The 12408-nt window shown below is 66.9% G+C and carries 10 protein-coding genes; all 10 read right to left on the minus strand.

Annotation, left to right across the window (positions count from 1 at the left end):
• Positions 1-73: 73 nt before the first annotated feature.
• The 10 genes from FHT36_RS23165 to FHT36_RS23210 all read right to left on the minus strand — a co-directional run bounded on the left by FHT36_RS23165 (position 74) and on the right by FHT36_RS23210 (position 12233).
• Positions 74-1201 (minus strand): 2Fe-2S iron-sulfur cluster-binding protein, encoded by a 1128-nt coding sequence (locus FHT36_RS23165; protein ID WP_169124821.1) that lies wholly within the window; start codon positions 1199-1201, stop codon positions 74-76.
• Complete coding sequence (locus tag FHT36_RS23170) at positions 1198-2019, minus strand: xanthine dehydrogenase family protein subunit M (protein ID WP_169124822.1); 822 nt, start codon at positions 2017-2019, stop codon at positions 1198-1200. The genes FHT36_RS23165 and FHT36_RS23170 overlap by 4 nt, the downstream gene beginning before the upstream one ends.
• On the minus strand, positions 2016-4418 hold the full coding sequence (locus tag FHT36_RS23175; protein ID WP_210257951.1) for a xanthine dehydrogenase family protein molybdopterin-binding subunit: 2403 nt from the start codon (positions 4416-4418) through the stop codon (positions 2016-2018). Before FHT36_RS23175 ends, FHT36_RS23170 begins: the two co-directional genes overlap by 4 nt.
• Positions 4419-4495: 77 nt before the next feature.
• Complete coding sequence (locus FHT36_RS23180) at positions 4496-5584, minus strand: TRAP transporter substrate-binding protein (protein WP_169124823.1); 1089 nt, start codon at positions 5582-5584, stop codon at positions 4496-4498.
• A 49-nt stretch (positions 5585-5633) separates the two neighbouring features.
• On the minus strand, positions 5634-7523 hold the full coding sequence (locus FHT36_RS23185) for a TRAP transporter large permease subunit (protein ID WP_169124824.1): 1890 nt from the start codon (positions 7521-7523) through the stop codon (positions 5634-5636).
• 54 nt (positions 7524-7577) lie between these two features.
• Complete coding sequence (locus FHT36_RS23190) at positions 7578-8186, minus strand: TRAP transporter small permease subunit (protein WP_169124825.1); 609 nt, start codon at positions 8184-8186, stop codon at positions 7578-7580.
• A gap of 70 nt (positions 8187-8256) precedes the next feature.
• Positions 8257-8892, minus strand: a complete 636-nt coding sequence (maiA, locus tag FHT36_RS23195) for a maleylacetoacetate isomerase (protein ID WP_169124826.1) — start codon at positions 8890-8892, stop codon at positions 8257-8259.
• A gap of 100 nt (positions 8893-8992) precedes the next feature.
• Positions 8993-9361: a hypothetical protein gene (locus FHT36_RS23200; protein ID WP_024276908.1), complete on the minus strand. Its 369-nt coding sequence runs from the start codon at positions 9359-9361 to the stop codon at positions 8993-8995.
• Between the two features lie 420 nt (positions 9362-9781).
• On the minus strand, positions 9782-11863 hold the full coding sequence (locus FHT36_RS23205; RefSeq protein WP_169124827.1) for an ATP-binding protein: 2082 nt from the start codon (positions 11861-11863) through the stop codon (positions 9782-9784).
• Entirely contained in the window at positions 11850-12233 is a 384-nt protein-coding gene (locus tag FHT36_RS23210) for a response regulator (protein WP_169124828.1), read from the minus strand. The genes FHT36_RS23205 and FHT36_RS23210 overlap by 14 nt, the downstream gene beginning before the upstream one ends.
• Between the last annotated feature and the right edge of the window lie 175 nt (positions 12234-12408).

Here is a 12408-nt window from a genome sequence, read left to right on the forward strand (position 1 = left end):
CGTTTCCGGCGAATTTAATCAGTATACTTTCTATTTTCGGGCGACAAGGCACCCGGCATTCAAACGTTCGGTATCAGTTCGGGGGGCGTTTCACCCAGGTTTTCACCCGTTCACCCCACGTTGCCAGCACCACTTTGAAAATGCCCAGTGCCGAAAGCCCCGCCGGAGCGGTCGGCGCCTCGCCCTTCAGGGCGGCGGCGAGATTGGTGGCGAACACCCCTGTCAGGTGCGCGACCAGGTTCTGCACCAGCGCCCCCCGCGAGAACTGGGCGAGGGGGCCGGAGATGCGGTAGCGCAGGGAGAGGTCGATGGTGCTGCCCGTGCCGGCCGGCTTCAGGGCGAAGGCGATCTCGCCGTGGGCTTTTGAGCCGGAGCCGGTGTCGCGACCTGAGCCGTTGACGAGGCCGGTGCGGGCGGCATCGTCGAAGGCCACGGTGGCGTCACCACCGAAGGCCGCCTTGATGGGACCGAAGGTGACGACCATGCGGCCCTCCAGCCTCTGCCCGTCGAAGGCCGTGACCTCGGCACCGGGCAGGCAGCGGGCGATGAGGTGGATGTCCTTCAGTGCCGGCCAGACCACCTCCGGCGCGGCATCCACGGTGAGGCTCTGGCGGATCTCGCTGCCGCCGGCGCCAACAGTCGCGGGAGCCGACGCCGCCTTCACGGCGGAAGCCACAGCGGCCACCGGCGCGGGCGCGGCAGCCGCCGCGATGCCGATCGCCTCCGCCTGCGCTGCCGGAGACTTGCCGGCCGAGACGGCACAAACGGCATTCACAATGCCCACATAGCCGGTGCAGCGGCAGAGATTGCCGCTCAGCTCCTCGCGCACCGTGCGCTCGGAGCTTTCGCCGAGGCGGCTCACGATGTCCCGCGAGGAGATGAGCATGCCCGGCGTGCAGAAGCCGCATTGCAGGGCATGGTGGGCGGAGAAGGCCTCGCGCAGCTCCGCCATCAGAGGATCGGCATCGAAGCCCTCGATGGTGCGGATGTCCGCCCCGTCACAGGCGGCGGCGGAGGCGATGCAGGAGCGCTGGGGCTTGCCGTCGATGAGCACGGTGCAGGCGCCGCATACCCCCTGCTCGCAGCCGAGATGCGTGCCGGTGAGGTTCAGCTCCTCCCGCAGGAAATCGGCGAGATGGGTGCGCGGCTCTACCTGACGGGACAGGCGCTGGCCGTTGACGGTAAGGGTGATGGCGTTCATGCGAGCCCCGCATCGCTGAAGGCGCGGTCCACGGCCACCTGATGGAGCGCGCGGAACGCCTCCGGATGGCCCGCCAGCACGGCCTCGATTTCGTCCTGAGCGGCGGCGCGCGCCCCCGCAATGTCCCCGGCCTTGAGGCGTTCACCGGCCCCGGCCAGCACCAGCGGCGGCGCCTCCACGGCGCCCGCCACCACCCGGGTGAGGCCCCGCTCGGCATCCACCACAACGGCGCCGATGGCCTGGGCAAACTCGCCGGTCTTGCGGCACACCTTGTGGTAGCCCGTCTTCGCTCCGGCGGAGAGCACCGGCACACGGATGGCGGTGATGATCTCGCCCGCCACGAGCGTGGTGGTGTAGGCCGCCAGCATGAAGTCGGCCATGGCGCAGGCCCGCGTGCCGCTGCGCCCGCGAATGAGGAGCGTCGCGCCCAGCACGGTCATGGTGGTGATCCAGTCGGCCGCCGGGTCCGCATGGGCGATGCTGCCCCCGATGGTCCCGCGATTGCGCACGGCACGATAGGCGATGCCGTGGGCGACGCGGCGCATGAGGCCGGCCGTCACGTCCGGCACCACGCCGTCCTCGATCTCCGCATGGGTCCAGCCGGCGCCGATGTCGAGATGGGTCGCGCTGCCCTCAAGGGTACGCAGCTCGCTGACGCGGCGCAGGTCCACGAGCGCGGCGGGGCGGGCCAGCCGCAGGTTCAGCATCGGCCCCAGCGAGCAGCCGCCGGAGACGAGCTTCGTCCCCTCCCCTGCCAACATGGAGAGCGCCTGATCGAGGGAGGTCGCGAGGGTGAGGTCGAAGGCTGCGGGCTTCATGCGGCGCTCCGTCCGGAGGTGGTGCGTCGCGCCTCGGCGAGGGCCGCGAGCACCCGCTCCGGCGTCGCGGGAATCTCGCACAGGGTGGCGCCGAGCCCCTTCAGCGCATCGTTGATGGCATTCACGATGGCGCCGGCCGGGGCGATGGCGCCGCCCTCGCCCACCCCCTTGATGCCATGGGCGGAGAAGGGGGACAGCGTCTCGGTGTGGGCGATGCGCACCTTGGGCAGCTCGGTGGGGCCGGGCAGCAGATAGTCCACGAGGGTGGAGGCGAGCGGCTGGCCTTCGGAATCGTAGGTGCTTTCCTCGAACAGCGCCGTGCCGATGCCCTGGGCGACGCCGCCATAGGCCTGCCCCTCGACGATCATGGGGTTCACCATGCGCCCGCAATCCTCCACCACCACATAATCGAGGATTTCCGTGGCGCCGGTCTTCACGTCCACGGCCACGAGGGCGGCGTGGGTGGCGTAGGAGAAGAGGCCCGTGTCCACGTCCGGCTTGTAACCCTCGGTCACTTCCAGGCCGCCGGTGTCCACGCCATCGGGCAGAACCTCGGGGGTGCGATACCATGCGCGGGCGATCTCGGCGAAGGTCACGGATCCGGTCGGCCCGTGGATGGCGCCGCCCTCGAACCGCACCTGTTCGGCCGCGCATTGCATGAGGTGGGCGGCCAGCGCCTTCACCTTCTCCGCCAGCTTCTGCGCTGCCTTGGAGACCGCACCGCCGGCCATGACCATGCCGCGCGAGGCATAGGCGCCGGTGGAGAAGGGCGTGGTCGCGGTGTCGCCCAGCGTCACGCGGATCTGCGCGATGGGCAGCGTGAGGATCTCGCTCGCCACCTGCGCCAGCGTCGTCTCAAGCCCCTGGCCGATGGTGTGGATGCCCGCCTTCACGTCGGCGCTGCCGTCCGGGTTCAGGCGGATGGTGGCCTGCTCGTAGCCGGGCACCAGCGGCGTGCCCCAGGAGGCGAACACCTTGGTGCCGTGGGCGGACTGCTCGGTATAGGTGGAGAAGCCGACGCCGATGCGCCGCCCATCCTTTTCCCCCGCCTGCTGCCGGGCGCGGATGGCGTCGAAGCCGATCATCTCACGGGCGGTGGCCAGCGAGGCCGGATAGTCGCCGCTATCGTAGAATTTCTTGGTGATGTTCAGATAGGGCATGGCCGAGGCGGGCACGAGGTTCTCCGCCCGCACGTCCACCGCCTCGCGGCCCACGGCGGCGGCGACCGCATCGATGGTCAGCTCCATGGCGAAGCACACGCCCGGCCGCGCCACGCCGCGATAGGGGGCGAAGGGCGGCTTGTTGGTGGCCACCGAATAGGTCTTGCAGCGATATTGGGGCCAGATGTACGGCCCCGGCAGGTTGCCGCCCGCCTGCGCCGCCTCGAGGCACGCGGTGAAGGGCCACACGGAATAGGCCCCCACATTCACTGCCACTTCCGCATCGAGGGCGAGCAGCTTGCCGCGTTCGTCCGCATAGGCGGTGATGACATATTCGTGCTCGCGGGCATTGGCGCCGGCGGTGAGATGCTCGCGCCGGTCCTCGATCCAGCGGAAGGGGCGCTTCAGCGTCATCGCCAGCCACGCCACCAGCACTTCCTCGGGCTGGAGCAGGCACTTGTAGCCGAAGCCGCCGCCCACGTCCGGCGGGGCGATGCGGATCTGCGCCTCCGGCAGTCCCAGCGTCTCGGCAAGGCCGGCGCGGATCATGTGGGGCACCTGGGTGGAGGTGTTCACCACCAGCGTGTCGTTCTGGAAATCCCACCACGCCACCAGCCCCTTGCCCTCCATGGGGTGCATGCACTGGCGTCCGGTGCGGAAGCGCTTCTCCACCTTCACCGCGGCGGTGCGGGCGACCTCCTCGATGCCACCGGAATCGAAGCTGGTTTCAAGGAACAGGTTGTCGCCCCAAGCCTCGTGCAGAAGCGCGGCACCGGGGGCGCGGCCGCTGTCGCAATCGACGATGGCGGGCAATTCCTCATAGTCGAAGAGGGTGGCTTCGCAGATGTCTTCCGCCTCGGCGCGGGTGGGCGCATAGGCCATGGCGACGATGTCGCCCACGAAGCGCACCTTGTCGCGCGCCAGCGGCGGATGGGCGGAGAGCTTGTAGCCGGGGATGGTGGAGCGGGTGATGATGTCGGCGACATCAGCGCAGTCGGCCGAGGTGAACACCTCGCCCTCCCGCCCCTGCGGCTTGGTGACGGAGAGAATGCGCGCGTGGGCCACCGGGCTGCGCAGGAAGGCGACGTCGCTCATGCCGGGCATGCGGATGTCGCCAGCGAAGCGGCCGCGGCCCATCAGGTGGCGCGCATCCTCCTTGCGGCGGACGCGGGCGCCGATGCCTTCGCCGCTGACGGCGGGATGGGTTTCATGATCCCGAGTGTCCTGGTCGACGGACATGGCGTCCCCTCAATCTTGGGCTGGCAGGGCGGCAGAGACCGCCGCCCCGCATCGTTCTCAGGTCGCGACTGTTCCGCTCACGGCCACTTGGGCGCGGAGAAGCGGAAGGAGTCGAGGCGGAAGTCCGCCACGCGCATCCAGGCGTTGGATTCGTTCAGGAAGGTCTTCCACGGCTCGTAGATCTTCTTGAAATCGGGGTTCGAGGCGGCGAGTTCCGCGAAGGTGTCGAGGGTCGCCTTGTAGACGGCCTCCATCACCGGCTGCGGGAAGGCACGCAGCTCGACGCCAGCGGCCAGGAGGCGACGCAGCGCCTCGGGGTTCTTGGTGTCGTAGTTCGCGAGCATCATCAGGTTCTGCTCGGTGGCGGCGGTCTCGAAGGCCGCCTTGAAGCCGGGCGGCAGCGCGTCCCAGGCTTCCTTGTTGGTCAGCGTGGTGATCTGGGCGCTGCCCTCCCACCAGCCGGGCGTGTAGTAGTATTTCGCAACCTTGTTGAAGCCGAGCTTCTCGTCGTCATAGGGGCCGATCCACTCGGCCGCGTCGATGGTGCCGCGCTCCAGCGAGGGATAGATGTCACCCGGCGCGATCTGCTGCGGCACCGCGCCGAGCTTGCTCAGGATGCGGCCGCCGAGGCCGGCGATGCGCATCTTGAGGCCCTGCAGATCCTCGAGGGTCTTGATCTCCTTGCGATACCAGCCACCCATCTGCACGCCGGTGTTGCCACACGGGAAGGAGACCATGTTCTCCTTGCCGAACAGCTCCTGGATCAGCGCCTTGCCGCCCCCGTAATAATACCACGCATTCTGCTGGCGGGCATTGGTGCCGAAGGCGATGCCGCCGTCGAAGGCATAGGCCGGGTTCTTGCCGGTGAAGAAGGAGGTGAGGGTGTGGGAGCACTCCACCGTCTTGTTCTTGGTGGCGTCGAACACCTGCGTCGCGCCGACGATCTCGCCGCCGGCGAACGGCATCACCTCGAACTTGCCTTCGGTCAGCTCGCCGATGCGCTGGCACATGGCGACGGCCGAGCCGTAGATGGTGTCGAGGCTCTTCGGCCAGCTCGTCGCCATGCGCCACTTCACCGTGGGCTGGCTCTGGGCGATGGCCGGCGCGGCCACCATGGTCGCCGCGGAGCCGGCGGCGATCTGGGTCAGGAAGGTCCGTCTCTTCATTGTCATTCCCCTTATTTTTGACTGGTCGGCGTCGGTCGGCAAATCGGGGTCAGAGCCCGGCTCCGGGCTTCGGCAAATCGTCGAGGCCGGGCATGGAGGGCAGGCCAAGGCCGCTCGCGGGCGCATCGAGGCTGTCGAGCTGGCGCTGGGCGGCCGCGGGATCGGCTGTGGGCGCCGACGACTTGTAGTGCATCACCATTCCGGGGAAGGCGGCGATGAGGCCGACCATCACCAGCTGGATCACCACGAAGGGGATGGCGCCCCAGTAGATCTGCGCCGAGGTCACCGGCTCCATGCGCTTGCCGGTGAGGCGGTCGAGATAGGCCGTCTTCGGCGCCACCGAGCGCAGATAGAAGAGGGCGAAGCCGAAGGGCGGGTGCATGAAGGAGGTCTGCATGTTCACCCCCAGCATCACGCCGAGCCAGATGAGATCAATGCCGAGCTTGTCCGCCGCCGGCGCCAGCAGCGGCACGACGATGAAGGCGAGCTCGAAGAAATCGAGGAAGAAGGCGAGGACGAAGATCAGCGCGTTGATGAACAGCAAGAAGCCCATCTGCCCGCCCGGCAGGCTGGTGAGCAGGTGCTCCACCCACAGGTGGCCGTTGATGCCGTAAAAAGTGAGCGAGAACACACGCGCGCCGACCACGATGAAAATGGCGAAGGCGGAGAGCTTGGCGGTCGTCTGCGTCGCCTGAGTGAGGATGGACAGCGAAAAGCGCGCGGGGTTCTTCTCCAGACGGCGCTTCAGTGCGGCGAGCACCATGGCGCCGAGCGCGCCCATGGCGCCGCCCTCCGTCGGCGTCGCGACGCCGAGGAAGATGGTGCCGAGCACCAGGAAGATGAGCAGCAGCGGAGGCACCATCACGAAGGTGACGCGCTCGGCCATGCGCGAGACCAGCGGCATGCCGGTGAAGCGCTCGACGCCGCCGGCGATGAAGGCATAGAGCGCGCCGGCGGCGACGATGTCCGCCATCAGCCCCGCCGTCGGATGTCCGCTCTCGCGCAGCATCACATAGGCACCGGCGAAGGCTGCGGTGAGGACGGCGGAGAGCACCAGCCGCCGCGCGCCGAGGAAGCGGTTGAGCAGGGCACTGACGAGGGCCACCACCACCGCCACGCAGATGGCGAGGATGGCATAGTCCGCGCCCGCCTTGATGCCGGTGTCGCGCATCACCACCGTGGCGACGGCGGCCGAATAGGCGACCAGCACGCCGAGCTGCCACACGCCGCGCGCCCCGGACGGCTCGCAGCAGGTGAGCGCCTCGCGCGGCAGGCCGGGGGCGGACTTCGGCGACACGATCGTCACCACGAACACGAACAGCGCGTAGAGGCCGGAGAGCACGAGGCCGGGCAGGAAGGCCCCCTCATACATGTCGCCCACCGAGCGGCCGAGCTGGTCGGCCATCACGATCAGCACCAGGGAGGGCGGTATGATCTGCGCAAGCGTGCCGGAGGCGGCGATGACGCCGGAGGCGAGGCGCCGATCGTAGCCGTAGCGCAGCATGATGGGCAGCGAGATGAGCCCCATGGAGATCACCGAGGCCGCCACCACGCCCGTGGTCGCCGCCAGCAGTGCGCCAACGAAGATCACCGCATAGGCAAGACCGCCACGCACCGTGCCGAACAACTGGCCGATGGTCTCCAGCAGGTCTTCCGCCATGCCGGAACGCTCCAGCACCAACCCCATGAAGGTGAAGAAGGGGATGGCGAGCAGCACCTCGTTGGCCATGGTGCCGAACACCCGCTCCGGCAGTGCCTGGAGGAGCGGCCAGGACAAGGTAATCGCGTCCGGCGCGTAGGGCGAAAGCTCGACGGCAATGAAGAAGAACAGCAGCCCGTTGGCGGCCAGCGCGAAGGCGACGGGATAGCCCAGCAGCATGAATACGACCAGCGTCGCAAACATGATGGGGGCGAGGTTATGGGCAATGAACTCGATCATCGGGGCGGCCTCGGGCGGGGCGGGCGAAAGATGGCGGCGTGTCGGGTGGCGGCCTCAGGGCCTCATGCCGCCTTCCGATATCCGCGGGTCCACCTTCGCGAGTTCATGGAGGATGCGCTCCGCCTCAGCCTCGTGCAGGTCTGCCCCGGCGGCTTCTGCGAGGTCGCCGCGCATGATGGCGATGCGCTTGATGAGTTCGCTCACGCCCTGCAGCAGCAAGAGCACAAAGCCGATGAGGATCAGCGCCTTGGCCGGCCACAGAATGAGCCCGCCGGCATTGGTGGAGGTTTCGCCCGACTTCAGCGAGTCGAACACGAACGGAACCGAGAGCCACACCATCAGCGTGGAGAACACCATCAGGAACAGGACGATGCAGACGATCTCGATGATGTTGGTCACGCGGCGGCTCAGCCGGGAGGCCACGATATCGATGCGGATGTGCTCGTTGAGCTGGAGCGTCCACGGCGCGCAAAGCATGAAGACTGCGCCGAACAGGTACCATTGCAGTTCCAGCCAGGCATTGGACGACACGCCGAACATCTTGCGGACCACCGCATTGGCGGCCGAAACGAGGATGGCGACGAAGATGGCCCAGCAGGCGACCCGGCCGACGAAAACATTGAGCGCGTCGATGGAACGCGAGAACGACAATAGGGCTTTCATGCCTCTACTCCCGGGGCAGGGGGACGTGAGTGGCGAATAATTTTATAACTGGAACAAGAACTATTCTAATCTAAGCGGCGTCAGACAGATACTTTGGGTGCGTGGCCTCGAAGCAATCGAGGGCCATGCAGTTCTCGTAAATGCCCATCACCAGCGGATAGGGCGTCACGTCGCAATTGAAGCGCTGGGCGTTGAACACCTGCGGCACGAGGCAGATGTCCGCCATGCCGGGCGCATCCCCCAGCACAAACCGGCCGCCGAGGCCCCGCGTCGCGAGCGTCGCCTCGAGGCTGCGGAAGCCTTCCGCGATCCAGTGGGCGTACCAGGCGTTGCGCGCGGCCTCGTCATGGCCGAGCCGGTCGAGATGCTTCAGCACCCGAACATTGTTGAGCGGGTGGATGTCGCAGCAGATGGCCTGGCTGAAGGCGCGCACATAGGCCCGCTCGATGGGATCCTTCGGCAGCAGCGCAGGCTCGGGCTGCGTCTCCTCCAGATATTCCATGATGGCGAGCGACTGGGTGAGCACCAGCGCACCATCCACCAGAGCCGGCACCAGCCCCTGCGGATTGAGGCGCACGAAGGCATCCGCCTTGTGCTCCATCTTCGGCAGGCTGACGGCGCGCGGCGTCGCGGATAGCCCCTTGAAGGCGAGCGCGATGCGCACCCTGTAGGACGCGGACGACCGGAAGAAACCGTAGAGTTCCATTTGCGCACTCTGGAAGTTTTGTTTTTTCTTCACACGCAAGGAACGGCGACGGCGCGGAGCCATCGCCGGAGAGGGGGCGGCACAGAGCCGCCCGGAAACGTCAGCCGGCGGCCTTGGCCAGGATTTCGTCGGGCGTGGACGACACGACCTTGGCGTAGCGCGGCACGAACTTGCCGCCGACGATGTGGCGGATGAAGGAGGGCTTGATCTCCTCGGCCAGGATCTTGCGGATCTTGGCGTGCTCCTCGATGTCCTTCCACTCGGCGATCAGATAGAAGCGCAGCGGATTTTCTTCATCACGAAGCAGAACGCCGTCCTTCACCTGCGCCCACGACTTGTGCATGGGGTTTCCATCCGAGTAGTCGAAGTCCTCGAACTCTCGGATGAACTCTTCCTCCACACCGGGATTGATGGTGAAGTCGTAGATGTGAAGGTAGTTGCCCTTGGTGGCAAGCGGCTCCTGAGCCATTCCTGTCTCCCTTCTTCGTCTGGAGACGGCAAGCCCGACCGCAACGCGACCGACGACGCCTGCTCCAGCGACGCCCGCCTGCGGCGGACTCCATTAATAGGAGTACACTGATTAATTCGGCCGTCAATGCGCCACATCAGAATTCCGCAAAATGGCGTCGATATGGGCTGAATGCTGGCAAATCGCGCAGATTCCTGCCGCTTCGCTGATCGGCGAAAATCCATAAAGGATGTAACACTGATTAATTATGCCCATTCCGATGGTGCAGCGCAGCGCGCAGATCAGGCCGCAGAGCGCCCATCGGATCGGTGAACACCGCGGCCTCGGGGGCCGATTGCATGAACGTCCGCGCGCCGCCGCGGCGCGGCGGCAATGAGATGTAATAGTGTGGATGCCCGGCACAGGGCACGCCGGGCGGCCTCAGACGGCCTTCGCCGCCTGCTCCTCCTCGAGCGCGGGCAGCTCGATGGTGAAGACCGCGCCGCCCGCACCGTTCTCGACGGAGAGCGCGCCGCCATGGTCGCGGATGATCCCGAAGCTCACCGAAAGGCCCAGCCCCGTGCCCTTACCGGGCGGCTTTGTGGTGAAGAAGGGCTGGAAGATGCGCTCCCGCACGTCGTCCGGGATGCCGCCGCCATTGTCTTCCACACGGATGCGCAGCACGCGGCCCGTCTTGCCGGGCTCGGAGCCGATGCTGAGGTGGATGAGGCCGGGGAAGTCCTGGCCGGAGCGGGCGCGGCGCTCGACGATGGCGTCGCGGGCATTCTGCACCAGGTTGATGATGACCTGCTCCAGCTGGTCCTGCCGGCACAGCACCTTCGGGATGTCCGGCCCCTGCGTGGTCCGGACCTCGACATTGTCGAGGCGCAGATGCGCCCCCACCACCTGCAGCGCGCCCTCCACCGCATCGAGCGGCCCGGAGGGCTGGAGGTGCTCGTCGCTCTTGCGGCCGAAGATGCGCATGTGGTCGATGATTCGGCTCATGCGCACGGTCTGCTGCACGATGCGGTCGAGCTTGGAGACGAGGTGCTCCGGCGGCAGTCCCATCTTCATGCCCGTGAGGGCATTGGAGGCGGCGAGGCGGATGACGCCGAGCGGCTGGTTGATCTCGTGGGCAAGCCCCGTTGCCACCTCACCCAGGGAGGCGAGCTTGGACATCTGGTAAAGCTTGTTCTCTTCCATCCGTCGCTGGGTCTGGTCGACGGCGACAACCACCACCTCCTGCATACCCAATCCGCCCCTGTCCATGCCCTGCAGGGGGGCGACGACGATCTCGGCCTCGATATCGGTCTCGCCGTCCGAGAGATGCTCGTTGATGTGGCGGGGCTCGCTCAGGTCTTCAACGAGGGTGCGGAAGCGTCGGCTGCCCAGATAGGTGCGCAGGAGGCATCCGAGCGCGCCGTCGGGCGGCGAGCCGATCTCGGTGGCGCCGTCCGGGGTGACGTGCATCACCGAGACACCCGGCACCCGGCTGATGGCGTCCAGCACCTTGGCCTCGCGCTGGCGGGCGAGCGCCTGCACCTCCTGCGCCTCCAGCCGCTTCTGCAGATTGAGGTAGCTGCCGCCCACCGCGACCACCACCAGCAGCGCGATGGAGAGGCCGGCCGCCGTGCTCCAGATCGCCGCCTTGAAGTCGGCCGTCTGGGCGCGGACGAAATCGGTGGAATAGGCGACGGAGACGAGGATCGGATACTTGCCGGATCGCACGGTGTAGCCAACCCGCTCCACCCCGTCGATGGTGCTCGCCTGGCGATAGGTGCCGCCACCTTGCTGCATGGCGGCGATGAAGGCCGGCGACGTGGAGACGTCGTCGCCGAAGCTGGTCTTGTTGGTGGCGCGGGCGCGAGCGATGCCGTCGGTGCCCATGAGGGCAATCAGCTCGCCATCCTCGATGCGCAGTTGCTTGTAGAAGTCGATGAAGTCGCTGATGGCGTAAGACGCCACCACCACGCCGGCAAACTCCCCATGGGCATCGGTGAGCGGCCGGGTCAGCTGGATGGTGTATTTCTTGGAGACGCGCCCGAGCACGGGCTTGCTGATGAAGAGCTGCCCCTTCGCCGGGTCCTTGCCCATGTGCACGCGGATGTGCTCGCGATCGGAGAGATCCACCTTCTCCGGCCCGGGCGGCGCAAGGCTGGTCGCGACCATGACCCCGTTCTTGTCCGTGACGGCGAGCTGGACCAGCGAGGCCGGGACGTTGAAATCCTTCAGCTGCTCGTAGATCTGGTAGGGCGCGGCGGTGGTGTCATGGCCGCTGGCGAAGTTCTGCAGCAAGGCGTCGATGGGCTCCACCGCCTGCTCGAAGCTGCGCATGAGCAGGGTCGCCATCCGGTGGGCGGCGATCTCCGCCTTCTCCACCTCGGTCTGGCTGTGGAGCTGGAACAGCACCAGCGCGGCGACCAGCGGAATGACGCCGACGAGGAGCACCAGCCCTCCCAGCATCAGCGTGACGCGGTTGAAGCCCCAGCCCTCCGGGCGGGAGAGAAGGTCAGGTGCTGGCATCGGCGACGCCTCCAAGCTCGACCAGCGCATCGCACAAGGCATCGAAGGCCAACGGCTTCGGGAAGCATCGCAGCACGCCCACCTCCCGGGCCCGCGCCATGTCGGCCTCGGCGGCATGACCCGTCATCATCAGAAAGCGCAGATCGCGGGTGGGGAATCGCCCGAGCACCGTTTCAACCAGCGCGACGCCGTCCATGTCCGGCATCCGCATATCAGTGAGCACCACGCGGATATCGGGATCGTGGGCGAGCACGTCGAGCGCATCCGCCCCGCGCCCCACCGAGCGGGTGGACAAGCCGCGAAAGGCCAGCGCCTCGACCAGTTCGTCGAGATATTCCGGTTCGTCATCGACGATAAGAACGTGATTCATCTGCCGTCGGACCTGTTCGGACGGTATTGATTGGCGGCTATCGGAACTGCGCCGCACTCCACGCTTCGCCCGCCCCATCGTCAAGGCCAACTCATTCCGTTTTGGAGCGAAATCCGGACCAGTTGCCGCCTTGCATTGTGACAACCGGAGTGAAATATAAAAGACAAGAGCGGAA

It is taken from the genome of Xanthobacter sp. SG618, from assembly GCF_012932745.1.
Lineage (GTDB): Bacteria > Pseudomonadota > Alphaproteobacteria > Rhizobiales > Xanthobacteraceae > Xanthobacter > Xanthobacter flavus.